This window comes from Acidovorax sp. GW835-FHT14G06 (assembly GCF_058793595.1).
The window spans coordinates 130,973-149,081 of the sequence record NZ_JBXAGA010000012.1 but is presented as its reverse complement, the minus strand read 5'-3'; the positions used below and the strand labels follow the sequence as shown (position 1 = coordinate 149,081).

General features: G+C 65.6%; 12 protein-coding genes. 2 read left to right on the top strand and 10 right to left on the bottom strand.

From position 1 onward, the window contains the following. Nucleotides 1–50: 50 nt before the first annotated feature. Nucleotides 51–1,685: an ABC transporter permease gene (locus AC1Q64_RS20375; RefSeq protein WP_492252587.1), complete on the bottom strand. Its 1,635-nt coding sequence runs from the start codon at nucleotides 1,683–1,685 to the stop codon at nucleotides 51–53. A 118-nt stretch (nucleotides 1,686–1,803) separates the two neighbouring features. On the opposite strand from AC1Q64_RS20375, the gene AC1Q64_RS20370 reads away from it, so the two are divergent. Further along, nucleotides 1,804–2,868 carry an ABC transporter ATP-binding protein gene (locus tag AC1Q64_RS20370; protein WP_492252586.1) on the top strand — a complete coding sequence of 355 codons (1,065 nt, stop codon included), beginning with the start codon at nucleotides 1,804–1,806 and terminating at the stop codon, nucleotides 2,866–2,868. Between the two features lie 85 nt (nucleotides 2,869–2,953). Here AC1Q64_RS20370 and AC1Q64_RS20365 read toward each other — a convergent pair whose 3' ends face one another. From AC1Q64_RS20365 to AC1Q64_RS20335, 7 genes are all read right to left on the bottom strand, one after another. Continuing rightward, the gene (locus AC1Q64_RS20365) at nucleotides 2,954–4,186 is read right to left on the bottom strand and encodes a Yip1 family protein (RefSeq protein ID WP_492252585.1); all 1,233 of its coding nucleotides are present in this window, start codon (nucleotides 4,184–4,186) and stop codon (nucleotides 2,954–2,956) included. 176 nt (nucleotides 4,187–4,362) lie between these two features. Next, a complete protein-coding gene (locus AC1Q64_RS20360; RefSeq protein ID WP_291437004.1) occupies nucleotides 4,363–5,100 on the bottom strand; it encodes a lysophospholipid acyltransferase family protein in 738 nt (245 codons plus the stop codon). A gap of 27 nt (nucleotides 5,101–5,127) precedes the next feature. Next, nucleotides 5,128–6,423, bottom strand: coding sequence for a dihydroorotase (locus AC1Q64_RS20355; protein WP_492252584.1), 1,296 nt, complete (start codon nucleotides 6,421–6,423; stop codon nucleotides 5,128–5,130). A 79-nt stretch (nucleotides 6,424–6,502) separates the two neighbouring features. Beyond that, on the bottom strand, nucleotides 6,503–7,465 hold the full coding sequence (locus AC1Q64_RS20350) for an aspartate carbamoyltransferase catalytic subunit (protein WP_492252583.1): 963 nt from the start codon (nucleotides 7,463–7,465) through the stop codon (nucleotides 6,503–6,505). A 2-nt stretch (nucleotides 7,466–7,467) separates the two neighbouring features. After that, entirely contained in the window at nucleotides 7,468–7,989 is a 522-nt protein-coding gene (gene pyrR / locus AC1Q64_RS20345; protein WP_492252582.1) for a bifunctional pyr operon transcriptional regulator/uracil phosphoribosyltransferase PyrR, read from the bottom strand. Continuing rightward, the gene (ruvX, locus tag AC1Q64_RS20340; protein WP_409826999.1) at nucleotides 7,986–8,417 is read right to left on the bottom strand and encodes a Holliday junction resolvase RuvX; all 432 of its coding nucleotides are present in this window, start codon (nucleotides 8,415–8,417) and stop codon (nucleotides 7,986–7,988) included. The genes pyrR and ruvX overlap by 4 nt, the downstream gene beginning before the upstream one ends. After that, entirely contained in the window at nucleotides 8,414–9,013 is a 600-nt protein-coding gene (locus AC1Q64_RS20335; RefSeq protein WP_291436995.1) for a YqgE/AlgH family protein, read from the bottom strand. The genes ruvX and AC1Q64_RS20335 overlap by 4 nt, the downstream gene beginning before the upstream one ends. 21 nt (nucleotides 9,014–9,034) lie before the next feature. Between AC1Q64_RS20335 and AC1Q64_RS20330 the strand changes: the two genes are divergently transcribed. Next, nucleotides 9,035–10,519 carry a cryptochrome/photolyase family protein gene (locus AC1Q64_RS20330; RefSeq protein ID WP_492252581.1) on the top strand — a complete coding sequence of 495 codons (1,485 nt, stop codon included), beginning with the start codon at nucleotides 9,035–9,037 and terminating at the stop codon, nucleotides 10,517–10,519. Nucleotides 10,520–10,575: 56 nt separating this feature from the next. Here the strand turns inward: AC1Q64_RS20330 and AC1Q64_RS20325 are convergent, their stop codons facing one another. Further along, nucleotides 10,576–11,748 carry a PilT/PilU family type 4a pilus ATPase gene (locus AC1Q64_RS20325; protein ID WP_291436992.1) on the bottom strand — a complete coding sequence of 391 codons (1,173 nt, stop codon included), beginning with the start codon at nucleotides 11,746–11,748 and terminating at the stop codon, nucleotides 10,576–10,578. A gap of 108 nt (nucleotides 11,749–11,856) precedes the next feature. Next, nucleotides 11,857–18,063 carry a hybrid sensor histidine kinase/response regulator gene (locus AC1Q64_RS20320; protein ID WP_492252580.1) on the bottom strand — a complete coding sequence of 2,069 codons (6,207 nt, stop codon included), beginning with the start codon at nucleotides 18,061–18,063 and terminating at the stop codon, nucleotides 11,857–11,859. Between the last annotated feature and the right edge of the window lie 46 nt (nucleotides 18,064–18,109).

Genomic DNA, 18,109 nt, shown 5'->3' with positions numbered 1-18,109 from the left:
GCGGCTTTTTCTTGCCCGCAGCTACCAAAACGGGGAGGCGGTGGCAGGCTTCAGCGACTGCGCAGCGTACGGCTGAGCAAGATCACCGGCACCAGCCCCACTGCCACCAGCGCCAGCGACGGCAAGGCGGCCTCGCCCAGGCGCTCGTCACGCGCGAGCTGGTAGGCCACCACGGCGAGGGTGTCGCTGTTGAAGGGGCGCAGCACCATGGTGGCAGGCAGCTCCTTCATCACATCCACAAACACCAGCAGCGCAGCAGCAGCGGTAGAACGCTTGAGCAGCGGCCAGTGCACGCGCGCCAGCAGGCCTGCGCTGCCGGTGCCCAGCATGCGGGCTGAGTCATCCAGACTGGGGGGAATCCGCGCGTAGCCGCTTTGCATGGACTGCAGCGCCACCGCGCAGAACCGCACGAGGTAAGCCCACACAATGCCAAACGCCGTGGCCGTGACCAGCGCGCCCACGCCCCACTGCGGCATCGCGGCCTGCAACCAGCCCACAGGCAGCAGCAACCCCACCACGATGACGGCGCCCGGCACGGCGTAGCCCACGCTGGCCAGTTGCACCACACCACGCGTGATGGCATCGGGCTGGCAGCGCACCGCAAAGGCCAGCGCCAGTGCAATCACCACGGCCAGCGCCGCAGTGATCCCCCCGAGGCGCACGCTGTGCCAGGCCCATTCCATGAAGCGCTCCCACGGCAGCACCGACCAGTCGGCCGCCAGTGGCCGCAGCATGAAGACCACCGGCGCCACAAAACCCATGACCACCGGCACCGTGCAGACCGCCCAGGCTGCCCAGCGGCGCGCACCCCGGAGCGCCAGCGGCTGCGCCTCGGCCGAGCCCGCGTGTCCGCCACCGGTCGCAAACCGCATGCGTTTTTGCGCGCGGTGCTCCAGGTGAAGCAATGCCATCACCACCACCAGCAGCATGGTGGCCAGCTGCGCGGCAGCCAAGCGGTTGTCCATCGACAGCCAGGCCTTGTAGATGCCCGTGGTGAAGGTCTGGATCCCGAAGTAGCTGGCAACGCCGAAATCGGCCAGGGTTTCCATGAGCACCAGCGCTACGCCCGCAGCCACGGCAGGGCGCGCCAGCGGCAGGGCCACGGCGCGAATGCGGCGCGAAAGCGGAGCACCCAGCAGGCGCGCGGCTTCCATGAGGTGAGCGGCACGCTCGCCCAGCGCCGTGCGCGCCAGCAGGTACACATAGGGGTACAGGGAGAAGATGAACACCCACACGGCACCGCCCAGGCTGCGCACCTCGGGCAGCAGGCGGCCTTCCAGGCCAAAGGTGTTGCGCAGGCCCACCTGCAACGGTCCGCTGAACTGCAGAAAGTCGGTGTACGCATAGGCTGTGACGTAGGCTGGCATGGCCAGCGGCAGCAGCAGCAGCCATTCAAAGGTGCGTCGGCCCGGAAAGTCGAACAACGTCACGGCGGCGGCAGCCAATGTGCCCACCACTGCGGCCCCCAGCGCCACCAGCAGGCTCAGCCACAGCGTGGTCCACACATAACCAAGCAACACGGTGGCCGCCATCTCGCGCAGGATCGCGCCCGCCTGCGCATCGCCCTGGCCTGCGCCCCCCCAGGGGAACCACGACGCCAGCACGGCCAGCACCGGCAATGCCAGAAAGCCTGCAAACAGGATCAGCGGGATGCTGCGAAGGACAGAAGACGGCGTGCGGCGCAAGGCAAGGGCTCGGCAGAATGAAGAAAGCGCACACCTGCCGAAAGGCATGGGCACAGAAATGCCCAGGAATGCAAATGCGAATTTTAAGCATTCACTCCACCCCGCCTAAAATGTGCGGATGTTTCTTGAGGTCTCCCAACTCGAAGTGCGCTACGCAGGCCGTGCGCAGGCAGCCGTGCAAGGCGTCACACTCAGCCTGAAAGCGGGCGACATCGGGGTGCTGATCGGGCCGTCTGGCTGCGGCAAGACCACCCTGCTGCGCGCCGTGGCCGGGCTGGAGCCCGTGACGGCCGGCGAGATCCGCCTCACCAAAAGCGTGGTCAGCAGCGCCCATCTGAGCGTGCCGCCTGAGCTGCGCCGCATCGGCATGGTGTTCCAGGACTATGCGCTGTTCCCGCACCTCTCGGTGGGCCGCAACGTGGCCTTTGGCATCCACCAGCTACCCCGGGCCGAGCAGGCCGCGCGCGTGGCCGAGGTGCTGCAACTGGTGGGGCTGGAGGGCAGCGAGCACCGCTACCCGCACGAGCTCTCCGGTGGCCAGCAGCAGCGGGTGGCCCTGGCGCGTGCGCTGGCGCCGCGCCCGCAGCTCATGCTGCTGGATGAGCCGTTTTCCAACCTCGACGTGGACCTGCGCGAGCGCCTGGCGCACGAGGTGCGCGGCATCCTCAAGGCCGCAGGCGCCACGGCCCTGTTTGTGACGCACGACCAGTTCGAGGCGTTTGCGATTGGCGATGTGATCGGCGTGATGAACGAGGGCCACCTGCACCAGTGGGACGATGCGTACACCCTGTACCACCGCCCCGCCACGCGGTTTGTGGCCGACTTCATCGGTCATGGCGTATTCGCCCCCGCGACCCTCGTCCAGCAAGGCAACAACGTGGTGGCGCAGACGCCACTGGGCGACCTGACCGACCTGGAGGAATGCCCCCTGCCCAGCAGCTACCCCGCAGGCGAATGTGACGTGTTGCTGCGCGCCGACGACATCGTGCACGACGACCATGCGCCGGTGCAGGCGCAAATCGTACGCAAGTCGTTCCGGGGGTCGGAGTTCCTGTACACCCTGCGCCTGGCCAGCGGCCACACGGTGCTGGCCCATGTGCCCAGCCACCACGACCACGCGCTGGGCGAGTGGATCGGCATCCGCGCGCAGGTGGATCACGTGGTGACGTTTCCGCGTGGCTGAGACGGTGATTGAATAAAAATCGGCCGAATGCGCTAGTCGAACAAGCCTTTTACGCTACAAATTCAATAGCACTCAAACCTTCAGCTCATGACTTGCCCTTGCGCTGTAGGCCTTCCAGCCCGTTCAGGTCCACCTGTGACATCAGGCCACGCAGCTCTTTCACGCCGATCTTGTCGCCCTCGATGCTGACCACCAGGCCGTTCTTCAGGATGGTCTTGAACTCGGCATGGCTGCCGTCCTTGTCGTAGCGCTGGTGCAGGGTGCGGCCACCTTCCTGCCAGGTCTTCTCGGCGCTGGTCTGGTCTTCTTTTTCGCCCTGGGCCATGCCCATGGCCATCGCCGCCATCTGGCCCAGGCCGCCAATGTCCACGATCTCCAGGCGCAGTTGCTTGTCGTCGTTGCCATATTGCGCGCTGGCCTGGCTGGTGGGCAGGCCCAGGGCGGCACCGTCCTGCACGTCAAAACCCGTGCGGGGCAGGCCCGCCAGCTTCTCGGGCAGGGCCGCCTTGAGCGACTGGGCGGCAATCGCCTGGCCCCCACCGAGCACGCCGGCAGCGGCCTTGGCGGCATCGCCCGTGGCAGCGGCGATGGCAGCCGGGTCCTGGCTCTTCTGGGCCTCTTCCATCTTGCGGGCGGCTTCTTCCATCTTCTTGCCTGCAGCCTCCAAGCCGGCGGTGTCGATGGACACCTTGCCACCGGGCGTGTTCATGGTGATAGCAGGGGCATCAGCACCGCCAAACAGCGCACTGCTGCGCGGCATAAACAGCGCACTGACGGCACCGATGACCACACCCATCACGATGGCAGCAACGATGACCACCACCGTGTAGCCCACCGACTTTTCGGGCGCACTGCGCATGAGCACAGGCAGGCCGGTGTAGAGCAGGTAGATGGAGTACAGCGCCGCCAGCAGGCCCAGCATGGCCAGCGACGGCAGCAGGCTGAACACACCGCCCAGCAGGGCGGCCGTGCTGGCGTACACCGCCACCTTCTGTGCCTGGATGGCATTCTTTTGCCCGCCGAAGGTGGGCGCCAGCGCATCGATGATGAGCCCGAGCACCAGCAAGCCCACCAGGCTCAACCCGTATGACACGACCATATTCACCAGCCCGGAGACAAAAGGCACGCGGATGGTGACCCCAAAGCCGCCAAAGCCGATCAGCGACATGCCGATGAAACCGCAGACCGCCGGAATGGCGGCCAGGATCATGGCGTAGCGGGTGAACAGGGTGGCGGTGTCGGTGGCCTCCGTGTCGATGGTGGCCCAGGTCTCTTTGGGTTGGAGAAGAATGCTCTTGGCGCGCTCAATCAGGATCATGGTGCCCTCCCGGCAATGTGCAAAGGCCTGCCGTGGTCAGCAGGCGAATGGAAAGCGCGGACGATACGGGAGATTGCGCAAGGCGGACCACCACGGCCGCTGCCAGGGCGGCCCAAAGCGTGCAATATGCACGCTTTCGCTGCGCAAAGACGAACCTAGGCACCAGGGCTGAGGGCTCAGGCTTTTCGGAGTTGATCGACCGTGTCGTGCAGGTGCTGTGTCCAGGCGCGGCGGTCGCGCTCGCCTGCCAGTTCGGGCGGGCCGTAGTGCACCACTGCCTCGATGGGCGGGGCACACAGCGTGCGCCAGATCGAGCCCACCAGGGTTTCGTCGCCGATGTAGCTGGGCGCAAAGCTGGTCGCACCTGAAGCCTTGTCGGCAAAACGCAGGCCCACGGGCTGCACGGGCGCCTTTGCGGCCACGGCCGCCTGCAGCAGGTTGGCATGGAAGGGCAGCATCTCACGGCCATCGCCCGTCGTGCCCTCAGGAAAGACCGCCAGCACCTCGTGGCGCTCCAGCGCCTCCTGCATGGACCGCACCATGCGCAGCGCATCGCGGCGCGAGCTGCGCTCGATGTAAAGCGTGCCTGCGGCAGTGGCCAGCGTGCCAATCAGCGGCCAGCCCTGCACGTCGGACTTGGAGACAAAACGGCAATGCCGCGCTGCATGCATCACGGGGATGTCGAGCCACGAGATGTGGTTGGCCACCAGCATCACCGGCCCGGTCACTGGGGGCTGCCCCAGGATGCGCAGGCTGATGCCCGCGTGGGCCAGCAACTCCAGCGACCACACCTGCACGCGGGCGTGTTGCTGGTCGGGCGATAGCGCGGGAAACCGCAGCGCCACGATCCACAGACCTTTAACAATGTGGCCCAGCAGCCGCAAAAGGCGCCAGCTGGCAAGCAAGGATTTCACCGCCGGGCCTCGTCGCGCCGCACGGCCTCAGCCACGGTCAAAAGCGACCTGCCCGCCGACGAGGGTCATACGCACACGACCGGGAAGCTCGTAGCCCGAGAACGGTGTGTGTTTGCCCTGGCTACGCAGTGCATCGTCCTGCACCGTCCACGCAGCCTGCGGGTCAAAGATGCACAGGTCGCCCACGCCACCTTCCACGATCTGGCCCACGCTGGCCTGCAGCGTACCCAGTGCGTTGCCCAACACCCGGGCGGGCTCGCACGTGACCACGGCCAGCGCGCGCTGCAGTGGCACGCCACTGCCCTGCGACCACTTGAGTGCGAGCGACAACAGCAGCTCCAGCCCCGTGGCGCCGGGCTCGGCCTCCGCAAATGGAAGGGTCTTGGCGTCCTCATCGACCGGGGTGTGGTCGGAAACCAGCGCGTCGATAGTGCCATCAGCCAGCGCGGCGTTCAGCGCATCGCGGTCGCGCTGCTGGCGCAGGGGGGGCGACAGGCGGGCGCGGCTGTCGAAGAAGCCGATATCCACGTCGGTGAGGTGCAGCGAATTGATGCTGACATCGGCCGTCACCTTCAGACCCTCGGCCTTGGCGCGGCGGATCAGCTCCACCCCCGCCGCACTGCTGATGCGGCACAGGTGCACACGGGCACCGGTGGTCTTGAGCAGTTCAAAAATGGTGTGCAGTGCAATGGTCTCGGCCGCCACAGGCACGCCCGACAGGCCCAGGCGCGTGGCCAGCGGGCCGCTGGCAGCCACGCCCTTGCCCAGGTGCATCTCTTGCGGGCGCAGCCACACGGTGTAGCCGAAGGTGGCGGCGTACTGCAGCGCGCGCTGCAGCACCTGGGTGCTAGCCAGCGGCACCTCGGCCTGGCCAAAGCCCACGCAGCCGGATTCGGTCAGCTCGGCCATCTCGGTCAGCACCTCGCCGGCCAGGTTGCGCGTGAGGGCCCCCAGAGGGAACAGGCGCGACTGGTGCAGCTTCTCGGCGCGGAACTTGAGCATCTCGACCAGACCTGGCTCGTCGAGCACGGGGTCGGTGTCAGGCGGGCAGACCAGGCTGGTCACGCCACCGGCCACGGCGGCGGCCATCTCGGATTCGAGCATGCCTTCGTGTTCGTGACCGGGCTCGCGCAGGCGCGCCGCCAGGTCCACCAGGCCGGGCAACACGATGCAGCCTGCAGCGTCGATGGTGCGGTTGGGAGCAAAGTCGGGCGGCACCCGGTTGACGCTCACGATGCGGCCTGCCGCCAGCGCGATGTCACAGGTCTGGTCGAGGCCCGAGGCGGGGTCGATCACACGGCCGTTCTGGATCAGTATCTTCATGATTTCAAGCCAAATAGGCCGATAGCGCTAGTGATATATGCGCCAGCAGCTATGAAAACAGGAGCAATCATTGTGCGTTTCACGCCTCGTTCCCGGCGACGATGGACATCACGGCCATGCGCACCGCGATGCCGAACGTCACCTGCGGCAGGATCACGCTCTGCTTGCCATCAACCACGGCGGAGTCGATCTCAACCCCCCGATTGATGGGGCCGGGGTGCATCACGATAGCGTCGGGCTTGGCCAGTTGCAGCTTCTCCTGCGTGAGGCCGAAGCTCTTGAAATACTCCTGGCTCGACGGCAGTAGCGCACCGCTCATGCGCTCGTTCTGCAGGCGCAACATGATGACCACGTCGGCGTCCTTGATGCCTTCTTCGAGCGTGTGGCACACGCGCACGCCCATCTGCGCCATGTCCGACGGCACCAGGGTGCGCGGGCCCACCACGCGCACTTCGGCGCAGCCCAGCGTGGTGAGGCCGCGGATGTCGGAGCGCGCCACGCGCGAGTGCAGCACGTCGCCCACGATGGCCACCGTGAGGTTGCTGAAATCCTTCTTGTAGTGGCGGATGGTGTACATGTCCAGCAGCCCCTGCGTGGGGTGGGCATGCCGGCCATCGCCCGCATTGATCACGTGCACATGGGGCGCCACATGCTGGGCGATGAGGTACGGTGCGCCCGATTCGCTGTGCCGCACTACGAACAGATCAGCCGCCATGGCGGACAGGTTGGCAATGGTGTCGAGCAGCGATTCGCCTTTGCTGGCCGAGCTGCGCGCGATGTCGAGGTTGAGCACGTCGGCCGACAGGCGCTTGGCCGCGATCTCGAACGTGGTGCGCGTACGCGTGCTGTTCTCGAAGAACAGGTTGAACACGCTCTTGCCGCGCAAGAGGGGCACCTTCTTGACTTCGCGGTCGTTGACGCTGACGAAGTTGGCGGCCGTGTCGAGGATGTGCGTGACGATGTCACGTGGCAGGCCCTCGATGGACAGCAGGTGGATGAGTTCGCCGTTGCCGTTGAGTTGGGGGTTGCGCTTGTGCAGCACGGTCAGGCCTCTTTGACTTGGAATTGGAAGGTGCCGCTGTCGTCACGCGCCAGGGCCAGCGACTGGGCGGCAGGCAAGGCCACACGCGCAGCCGCAAAGTCGGCCTGCACCGGCAGCTCGCGCCCGCCACGGTCCACCAGCACGGCCAGGCGCACGCTGGCGGGGCGGCCGTAGTCGAACAGCTCGTTGAGCACGGCACGGATGGTGCGGCCGGTGTAGAGCACGTCGTCGAGCACCAGGACGTCAGAACCGTTGACGTCGAACGGCAGCACAGTCTGTGCGCTGGCCGACAGGCCCCGCTGGGCGAAGTCGTCACGGTGCATCACCGACGAGAGCACACCGGCGGGCCCTTCAAGGCCCAGGTCCTTTTGCAGGCGCTCGGCCAGCCAGGCGCCACCCGACGCAATACCCGCCAGGCGTGTGGTGGGGGTCAACATGCTGCGCACGCCGCGCAGCAGCTCGCTGTACAGCGCTTCGGCGTCTAGCACCAGGCTGCCGGACATTCCGGGGGATGGGGTGGTCATGGGAGATTCCTCAAAAACTGTTCCAGGATGATGCAGGCGGACGCTGCGTCCGCATCCTTGGCACCACCCGCAATGGCTTCGGTGGTGCTGTAGCGCTCGTCCACCTCGAACACTTGTAAGCCGAATCGGCCGCGCAGCTGGCGGCCGAACTTGAGAGCGCGTGCGGTGTTCTCGTGGCTTGCCCCGTCGGGGTGGTAGGGCACGCCGATCACGAGGGCGTCGGGCTGCCACTCTTTTATGCGCTCTGCCACCTGGGCAAAACGGGCGTCGCCCTCGGCCTGGATGGTGCGTTGCGGCGTGGCGCTGCGCAGCATGCGGTTGCCCGAGGCCACGCCCGTGCGCTTGAGCCCAAAGTCAAAAGCAAGAAAGGTCTGGAAATGCGCAGGAACGGCTGGCGGCTGGATGGACTGAGCGGGCGCGCCAGTCATGCGTGCCCCGCCTCGGGCGACAGCATCCAGGCCTGCAGGCCCAGAAGCGACAGGGCCCGGTCGTACCGCTCGGGCACGGGCGTGTCGAAGATCACCGACAGATCGGCGGCCACCGTGAGCCAGGCGTTCTCGGCCAGCTCCGATTCGAGCTGGCCCTCACCCCAGGACGAGTAGCCCAGCGTGATGAGCACGCGGCGGGGGCCCGCCCCTGTGGACAGCGCTTCCAGCACGTCCTTGGAGGTGGTCATCTCCAGCCCGCCGGGGATGGTCATGGTGGAGGCGTAGGCCGATTCGTCGGTTTCCGCACGGTCCATGAGCATGGGCTCGTGCAGCACGAAGCCGCGCTCGGTCTGCACCGGGCCGCCCTGGAACACGGGCTCCTTGCTGAGATCCTCACGCCGCAAGGACAGGTCGACCTTGTCGAACAGGCCCTTGAGCGTGATGTCGGTGGGCTTGTTGATGATGAGGCCGAGCGCACCGCGTTCGCTGTGCTCGCACAGGTAGACGACGCTGCGCGCAAAAGACTCATCTTCCAGGCCGGGCATCGCGATCAGGAAGTGATGCGTCAGGTTGATGGGCGCAGAATCGAAAGACATCCCGCAATTTTAACGGTGAACATGCCCCCCTCCCCCGAGCCCACTTACCCCCGTGGCCTGGTCTGGTTCCGCCGCGACCTGCGTGCCCATGACCACGCCGCCCTGTACCACGCGCTGACGCGCTGCGAGCAGGTGTTCTGCGCCTTTGTCTTTGACAAGGACATTCTCGATGCCCTGCCCCGCGCCGACCGGCGGGTGGAGTTCATCCGGGAGTCGCTGGTGGAGCTGGACGACACGTTGCGCGCACTTTCGCAGCAGGAACAGGGTGGCCTCATCGTATGGCATGCGGTGGCCAGCGATGCCATTCCGGCGCTGGCCAACGCCCTGGACGTGCAGGCGGTCTTTGCCAACCATGATGATGAACCCCAGGCGCTGGACCGCGACCGGCTGGTGCGGACCCGGCTGGCCGCAGCAGGCAAAGCCTTCCACACATTCAAGGACCATACCCTGCTGGAGCGCAGCGAGGTACTGACGCAGACCGGCAATCCTTACAGCGTGTTCACACCGTACAAGAATGCATGGCTCAAGAAGATCGATGCGTTCCAGCTCAAGAGCTATCCGGTGGAGCGCCATGCCCACCATCTGGCGGCGCGCCCGGAAGGTCATTGCCAGCCCGTGCCCACCTTGCAGGACCTCGGGTTTGAGCCCACAGCGCTGTCCCAGCTGCGCCTGCCCACCGGAGCGCGGGGCGCACAGCAGTTATTCGAAGATTTTCTCGACCGCATCGAGCGGTATGAGGACACGCGCAACTTTCCGGCGGTAAAAGGGCCCAGCTACCTCAGCGTGCACCTGCGTTTTGGCACCATCTCGCCGCGCTTGCTGGCGCGCACGGCACACCGCCTGATGCTGGAGGGCAACCCGGGCGCGACGACCTGGCTCAGCGAGCTGATCTGGAGAGACTTTTACTTTCAGATCCTGCACCACCACCCGCATGTGGTGGACCAGAGCTTCAAGCCGGCCTACGACGCCATCGCCTGGGAGACCGGCCCCGAGGCCGATGCCCTGTTTGCCGCCTGGTGCGATGGCCGCACCGGCTACCCGCTGGTGGATGCCGCCATGGCGCAGATCAACCAGACCGGCTACATGCACAACCGCCTGCGCATGGTGGTGGCGAGCTTTCTGGTGAAAGACCTGGGCATCGACTGGCGCCGGGGCGAGGCCTACTTTGCCACGCACCTCAATGACTTCGATCTGGCCGCCAACAATGGTGGCTGGCAATGGGCCAGCTCCAGCGGGTGTGATGCCCAGCCCTACTTCCGCATCTTCAACCCGGTGAGCCAGAGCGAGAAGTTCGACCCGGAGGGCAAGTTCATCCGCCGTTACCTGCCCCAGCTCGCAGCGCTCCCCACCAAGGCATTGCACGCCCCGTGGCTGGCGCGCCCGCTGGAGCTGCAGGAAGCTGGCGTGCGCCTGGGAGACACCTACCCTTTGCCTGTGGTAGAGCACGACGCGGCACGGCAACGAACGCTGGAGCGGTATGCCGTGGTGAAGACGGCAGCAGGGTGAGAACACACGGATCTGCCGACCAAGGCGGTCAGACGACACGCGCTGCCGCCGTGGGGTCAGCGATGCGCCGTGGGCGGTGGGTCGCTCGGCGGTGGCTCCTCTGGCGTCATCTGCATGCCCTCACCACCCAGTGATGCACCGGCTGCCAGCCGCAGCCGCAGGCGAACATCGGTACGGTTGTCGGCGTTGGCAATGGCTTCGTCGGGCGATATGGCGCCAGCTTCCACCATGCCCAGCAGTGACTGGTCAAAACTCCACATGCCCTGCTCGCCACTGCGGGTGATGGCAGTCTTGAGTTCGTCGATCTGCCCTTTCTGGATCAGCTCGGCCACATAGGGCGTGAGCAGCATGATCTCGGTGGCTGGCACCAGGTGGCCCACGAGGCCCGGCACCAGGCGCTGCGCCACCACCGCCCGCAGGTTGAGGGACAAGTCCATGAGCAGCTGGCGGTGCGCGTCCTCAGGGAAGAAGTTCAGGATGCGCTGCACCGCCTGGTTGGCATTGTTGGCGTGCAGTGTGGACACGCAGAGGTGCCCAGATTCCGCATAGTGCAGCGCATGCTGCATGGTGGCCCGGTCGCGGATCTCGCCGATCATGATCACGTTGGGCGCCTCACGCATCGCACGGCGCAGCGCCTCGTCGTACGACAGCGTGTCAAGCCCCACCTCGCGTTGGGTCACCAGGGATTTTTTGTGACTGTGCAGGTATTCGATGGGGTCTTCCACCGTGAGGATATGCCCGCCAGTGTGCGTATTGCGATGGTCCAGCAATGCAGCCAGGGTGGTGGTCTTGCCCGAGCCCGCCGACCCCACCGTCAACACCAACCCCCCTTTGAGGAAAGCCAGCCGCTGGAGCACGGGTGGCAACCCCAGCTCTTCCAGCGTTGGGATCCTGGCAATCACGTGGCGAACCACCATGCCGACCTGGCCCCGCTGCATGTGCACGTTCACGCGAAAGCGCTCGCCCTCGGCGGTCTGCAGCGAGAGGTCGCACTCCATCGTGGCCTCAAACTCCTTGCGCTGAGCCTCGCGCAAGATGGAATAGGCCATCTTGCGCACATCGTCGGCTGCCAGGACTTGCTGTGTGATGGGAACAAAGGCACCCTGACGCTTGATCGTGGGCGCCGCACCCGCCAGCAAAAACAGGTCAGAGGCCCGCTCGCGCACCACCAGTGCCAGACAGGCCAGCAGCCGTGGATCGGTGGAAGGGGATGGTGTCAGCGGATCCATCACAGTGACTCGGTCCGCCTTGTACACGCACCGGGCGCACGGGAAGGCAACAAATGAGCCCCCCCGACCCAGGCTGACTCGCAGGGTCGGGGGTGGACCTGCATGGCGTCAGACCTCAGCAGCCGCAGCAATGCGGGCGTAGTGCTGGATCAGGCTCAACAGTTCTTCGTCCGAGTACGGCTTGCCCAGGTAGTGGTTCACACCCAGCTCCATCGCATGCTCGCGGTGCTTTTCAGCGATGCGCGAGGTGATCATGATGATGGGCAGCTCGCGCAAGGCGCCATCTGCACGGATATTGCGCGCCAGATCGAACCCGTCCATGCGGGGCATTTCGATGTCGGACAGTACCACCGTCGGGCGCTCCTCCTGGAGCCGCTCCAGCGCTTGCAGGCCATCGGCCGCCAGAGCCACACGGTAGCCTTCGCGCTGCAGCAGACGCTGCGTCACGCGGCGCACGGTGATGGAATCGTCCACCACCAGCACCAGCGGCACCTGGCTCGGTCCCGACAACTGCTGAGACACGACGGCCTTACCCGTGCCGCCTGCGGCGGGGGTGTCGGGCGCTGGTGCCATGTCGGCACTGGCCGCACGCACCTGGTCGCCATACACGGTCGCCAAGGCCACCGGGTTGTAGATAAGCACCACGGCACCCGACGCCAGCACGGACATGCCCGCCAGACCCGGCAGACGGGACAGCTGCGGCCCCAGGTTCTTCACCACCACTTCCTGGTTGCCAAGCACTTCGTCCACGTGCATGGCAATGCGCTGGGCAGCGCTTCGGAAGATCACCACCGGACGGGTCTTGCCCGCTGGCTCGGTGCTGCGCGTGGAGGACTGCAGCAGGGCTCCCGACCAGAAGAACGGGATCTTCTCCATGCCGTCGTCAAACACGCCGGTGCGGTAGGCCTCTGCAAGATCAGGGGCCGAGGTGCGGCGGACGATTTCGACCACGTTGGCCGGAACGCCAATCGCCAGATCGCCCGAGCGCAGCATCACCACCTGCGTCACCGCTGTGGTCAATGGCAGCACCATGCGGAATGCAGCGCCTTTGCCTGCCTCCGTAGAGGTTTCGATACGGCCGCCGAGGGCGTTGATCTCAGCGCGGACCACGTCCATGCCGATACCACGACCTGCCAGGCCAGTCACCTCGGAGGCCGTCGAGAAACCCGGCATGAAGATCAGGTTGGCAGCGTCGGCATCGCTCAGTTCCACGCCGGGTTCCACGATGCCCTGGGACAGGGCTTTTTCGCGGATGCGCGGCAGGTTCAGGCCCGCCCCGTCATCGCGGAACTCGACCGATACGTCGTTGCCTTCGTGGTGCAGATCGACCGTGATGGTGCCGGACGCGGGCTTGCCCGCAGCCACCCGCACCTCGGGATCTTCGATGCCATGGGCCACACAGTTACGCAGCAAATGCTCGAACGCAGGGGTCATGCGGTCCAGCACGCCACGGTCCATTTCGATGGAGCCGCCGGTGATGTCCAGCTTGATCTGCTTGCCGGTTTCCTTGGAGGCCTGGCGCACCACGGCATACAGCCGTTCGGCAATGCCCTCGAACTCCACCATGCGGGTGCGCAGCAGGTCGCGCTGCAGTTCACGCGCCTGACGGCCCTGGGCGATCAGGTCGTCTTCGGCGCCTTCCATGGCGCGTTGCAGATTGCGTTGCACCGTGGCCACGTCGTTGACCGACTCGGCCATCATGCGGGTCAGCTCTTGCACCCGTGTGAAGCGATCGAACTCCAGCGGATCGAAGCCTGCCGCAGAGTCTTTGGACAGTGCCAGGCGCGACTGCATCTGGGACTCGGCCTGCACCTCGATGTCGCGCAATTGCTGACGCAAGCGGTCCAGGTTGCCTGACAAGTCGCTGAGCGAGCTGCGGAACTGCCCCAGGCGTGCATCCAGGCGCGAACGACTGATCATCACCTCGCCCGCCTGATTGACCAAACGGTCCAGAAGCTGCGCGCGCACGCGGACCGACTGGTTGGCCGCGACCCGGAGAGGCGCCAACTGGGAGGGCCCCGGCAAACGTACGGCCGGGGCGGTCACCGCCAGCGGTTTGACGGAAGGTGCTGCAGCCGAAGGTACGGAGGCCTCTGCCGCTTCGGCCAAGTGCGCGCGAGCCACGGGCGCAGATTCGACCGGCAGGGCAACCACCGTATCGGCGGGCCCTTGACCAATCGCGCGCAGTGCATCGAAATTGGCTTGCAACCCGTCGAAGCTTGCTTGCAATGGCTCGATCTGGTCGGCAGTGACAGTTTCTGCGTCCAGCTGCTCGATCGCAGACTCCAGCCGGTGGGCCATTTCGCCCAAACGCATCGCCCCAGCCAGTCGGGAGCTGCCTTTGAGCGTGTGCAGGGCCCGCAACACTTCGCTACGGGCGCTGAGGTTGTCTGGGCGCGAGGCCCATTGCCGCAACGCTCCACCGAGCTGCGGCAGCAACTCGGCAGCCTCCTCCTCAAAGATGGGGAACAGGTCGGGGTCGATGACGTCGATCGCATCGATATCGTCGTCAGCATCCGGGATCGAGGCGATGGCGTGCGCGATGGCGTCGTCAACGTGCTGATCGTGATCATGGATCACCGCAGACAGAGCGGGCGCCACGTGGCCGACCACCGGTGCGGGTACAACAGGGGTGGCAGGCTCGGCTTCTGGCTCTGCATCCGTCGCGAGACTGTCCACCGAAGGCTCGGGTGCAGAGATCGTTTCAGCCACAGGTGCTGCGAAGGCTTCCTGTTCTGCGGCGTCGAGATAGGCCTGCGCATCTTCCTCGGGTGGAGACTGGGTACTCACCACCTCCGTTTCCAGAATCTGGCGCAGTTGGGCCAGCACTTCCGGGCTGGGCTCTTTGAGGAAGCCCGCAGCAAACTGATGCAGCAGGCGGCGGATGTCTTCCGCCGCCGCCATGAAGGCTGCAGCCTGCTCCTGGGTTCCGCCCGATTGCAGCTGCACATGCTGCAGCGTGTGCTCCAGCACGCGGGCCATTTCGGACAAGGCCGTGAAGCCCACGGTGGCAGAGCTGCCAGCCAGTGAGTGCGACAGGGCCACGGCCACGTCAGGCAGCGGCTCGTGCAGTTCCAGCGCCCACTCCTGCAAACAGGTCACGAGGCGACGCGACCATTCATCTGCCTCGTTCAGGTACACGTTGTACAGCGGTATGCCAATGCGCAGCGTGTCGATGACCTTGACGGCATCGTCGCTGCCGCCTTCTTCCTGCGGCAGGGCGTCGAGCAGATTCGACACCTCTTGAGCAGGCAACACATCCACACCAGCGTCCAGCGGAAGTGCCTCAGCGCTTGGCACTGCGTCAGCGGCGGGTGCCAGCGATTCGGCCGCCTCGGCAGACTCGGCCTCCAGCAGCCTTTCCAGCTCGGCAACGTCCAGGGCTTCCAACCCATCCGACGGGATGTCAGCATCGGCACTCACCACATCCTGCGGATCAGCAGCATCGAGCACCAACTCCTCTGTCAGCAACAGCGCATCGACGGGGTCAGCATGAGCAATCTCGTGCGCGGGCGGCGCGGCCGACGCAGGCTCCAGATCAGGCAGTTCCAGATCGAGTACAAAGTCCACGTTGGACGGATCGACCACGGGCGCGGGTTCGTGAGCGGACTCGTTCAGTGCGGCAGTGAACACCGAGAAGTCGATCTCCTCGGCCACCTCCGGCGCAGCGCTGGCGGTTTCGACGGGCTGTTCGGGCACATGCTCCGAAATCTCGGTGGCCTGAAAATCCGGAACCGTCAGTTCGTCGTCGAGCGATTCGGCGGAAAGTGCAGCCACCGGCTCTGGCGCCGCCTCGCCAAGCTCCGGCGCGGCGTGGGGCACCACGGGTTCAGGCGCCATACCGCCACCCGATGGCATCACCAGCGGCACCAGCGTGCCGTCCAGGCGCATGGCGTCGGCAGACCGGCGGAAGGACTCAGGGTCCCAACCCGTCGCGCGGCCTGCAGCGATGTCATCTGCCCAGTTGCTGAAGGCATGCAGTGCATCGGTGGACAGTTGCAGCAAGCTAGGCTGCATGGGTTTTTGTTCGGCCAGCCAGACGTTGAGTACCTGCTCCATCGACCAGGCTGCTTCGCCAAAGTCGTTCAGCCCCACCATGCGCGAGCTGCCCTTGAGCGTATGGAACGCACGGCGCAGTGTGGTCTGCTCGCTCAGGTCACCGGGTTCACCCCGCAGCTGCTCAATGGCAGCCAGGCCGTTGACCACCACTTCGCGCGCCTCTTCGAGGAACACGTCGAGCAGTTCATCCTCGACATCGGGCACTGCAGCTGGCGCAGCCACCGGAGAGGAAGCTTCCGTCGGTACCGGCGTGGCAGCGGTTGAGACGTCAAAGGATATGTCCGGGGCCAGGTCGGCAGGCTCTGCCGCCACGCTGGCATCGGCCGCAGGGGTCGGCTCAAAATCAGGGAAAGGCGCAAAGTCCGTGGGCTCGCTGACAGGCTCCGGCACCGGAAAGCGGGGAATCACGTCAGGCACTACGGTGTCAGAACGCTCTTCCAGCTTGGCCGGCGCTTCTTCCACGGCATCGGATGCGCGCGCACGGGTTTTGCCCATGAGGATGCGCAGTTCGCCCAGTTCTTCGTCGTACACAAAGAGCTTGCGCGCCATGGTGCGCTGGTAGCTCAGCATGTCGATCAGGAAACCCAATGCGCCCAGGCTGTTGCCCAGCTTTTCAAACGCGCGCTGGCGTTCTTCTTCGGGCACCTCGTTGATCAGCAGGCGCTCCACCGTGTCGCGCATGCGAACCACGGCCAGCGATGCCTGATCGAGACCCAGCACCGACAGCACGCCGCGCATCTGCGCAAGATGCCCTGGCACGGTCGCCAGCACACCGGTGTCCTTGGGATTGCGGAAAAACTGGTCCATGGCCTTTTCGGCCTCGCCCAAGGTCACCCTGAGCTCGTCGACCACACTGCCCATGGTCTGGTTGTCGCTGACCCGGCGGTACAGCTCTTCCATCCATTGTTCAAGGGGTTCGGGCTCGGCGCCCGCCGTGACCGCATCCAGACGCTCTGCAAGACGGCTAGCGCGGGCTTCCATCTGTTCGTCTGCAGTGTCCAGCTCTTCAAAAGCTGCCTGCAGGTACAGCACGGAGGTGGCCACTTCCATCGCCAACGCGGGCGACGGGGGCTCACCCGATCGGGTGGTCGAATCGAGGGCACGCGTCAACGCCTGCGCCAGGTTTTCGCTGCCCGGGTGGAGCTTGCGCAGCGAATCGCACACCAGGCTGAACTGGTCTGCAGCGGGCTTGAGTTTGTTTCGGTCACCACCCGCCAGGGCAGACCAGGTTTCCGTGGCCGAGGCAATGCGCTTGCGCGCCTGCGTCAACACCGCCGGGTCAAAACGTCCAAAGCGGGCAGTCTCGTAGTCCACCGGCTTGAAGCGGTCCAGCGCAAAGGCCTGACGGACAGCACGCAATGAGGGCGCTGCGTCCTCTGCCAGATCGGCCACCTTGGCCTGCGAGCAGAAGAACAGCAGGTCCTGCACCAGCCGGTCGGCGATCGTCGGATCGCCCTTGGCCAAGGTGGCGTACTGCATGAGCACACGGGATGCCACGCGCTTGACGTACACATCTGGCGGCAAAAGGCCCGAGCCAAACGCATCGAAGAAACCCGCGCAAATTTTCCAGAACGCACGCGCTTGCCGATCTGTTTGTGCGGCCACAAAACCCAGGCAGGTGTCGCGCAAGCTCAGGGCAGCCTTGAGGTCCCCCGATTTGACGATGCGCAGCACCGCCGCATCCAGCCGCGCCCGCGCCTCGGGACCGTAGGGCAGAGGTGGGCGCGACACCGCGCCTTCAGGTTCGCGGAAACGGCGCTCCACCGGCCAGAGGTCAGCGGGATGAACACGGTCAGCGCCTGCCAATGCCTGGGCATCGCGGTACTGTGGAAACAGGGCCACGGGCGATACGGCTTTGCCCGCCAGCACGGTTTCCAGGTATTCGATCAGTGCAAAACTGGCGCGCTCGATCACTGCGGCAGCGTCATCGCTGCAGGTTTCGGGGCGCTGGACAAACTTCTGCACCGCCGATTCCATGGACCGCAACACCAGCGCCGGAGGGCCCATGCCCACCATTTCCAGCGCACCACAGGCTTGGTGCAGTTGCTGGCGCGCAATGCGCAGGGGTCCAGCGTCCAGCGCCGCCAGATCAGACTCGCGTGCTACCTCGGCATCACGCACAAAGCGCCGCATCGCCTTGACAGCACCGTCCAGCGATTTGCGCAGCTCGTCAAGCACCCAAGCCAAAGGACCCAGGTCCTGATCTCCCTGGGTCCCGTCGGCGGCCGGTGCATTGTTGACATCAATAGATGACATGGATTCGTCCCCGGCTGCAATGAGCCAGCTGGTTGATGACTAACTG

Bases quoted from the DNA above. Each gene is read 5' to 3' on its own strand.
- AC1Q64_RS20370 (WP_492252586.1), top strand. From the start codon at position 1,804: ATGTTTCTTGAGGTCTCCCAACTCGAAGTGCGCTACGCAGGCCGTGCG.
- AC1Q64_RS20365 (WP_492252585.1), bottom strand. From the start codon at position 4,186: ATGATCCTGATTGAGCGCGCCAAGAGCATTCTTCTCCAACCCAAAGAG.
- AC1Q64_RS20355 (WP_492252584.1), bottom strand. From the start codon at position 6,423: ATGAAGATACTGATCCAGAACGGCCGTGTGATCGACCCCGCCTCGGGC.
- pyrR (WP_492252582.1), bottom strand. From the start codon at position 7,989: ATGACCACCCCATCCCCCGGAATGTCCGGCAGCCTGGTGCTAGACGCC.
- ruvX (WP_409826999.1), bottom strand. From the start codon at position 8,417: ATGACTGGCGCGCCCGCTCAGTCCATCCAGCCGCCAGCCGTTCCTGCG.
- AC1Q64_RS20335 (WP_291436995.1), bottom strand. From the start codon at position 9,013: ATGTCTTTCGATTCTGCGCCCATCAACCTGACGCATCACTTCCTGATC.
- AC1Q64_RS20330 (WP_492252581.1), top strand. From the start codon at position 9,035: ATGCCCCCCTCCCCCGAGCCCACTTACCCCCGTGGCCTGGTCTGGTTC.
- AC1Q64_RS20325 (WP_291436992.1), bottom strand. From the start codon at position 11,748: ATGGATCCGCTGACACCATCCCCTTCCACCGATCCACGGCTGCTGGCC.
- AC1Q64_RS20320 (WP_492252580.1), bottom strand. From the start codon at position 18,063: ATGTCATCTATTGATGTCAACAATGCACCGGCCGCCGACGGGACCCAG.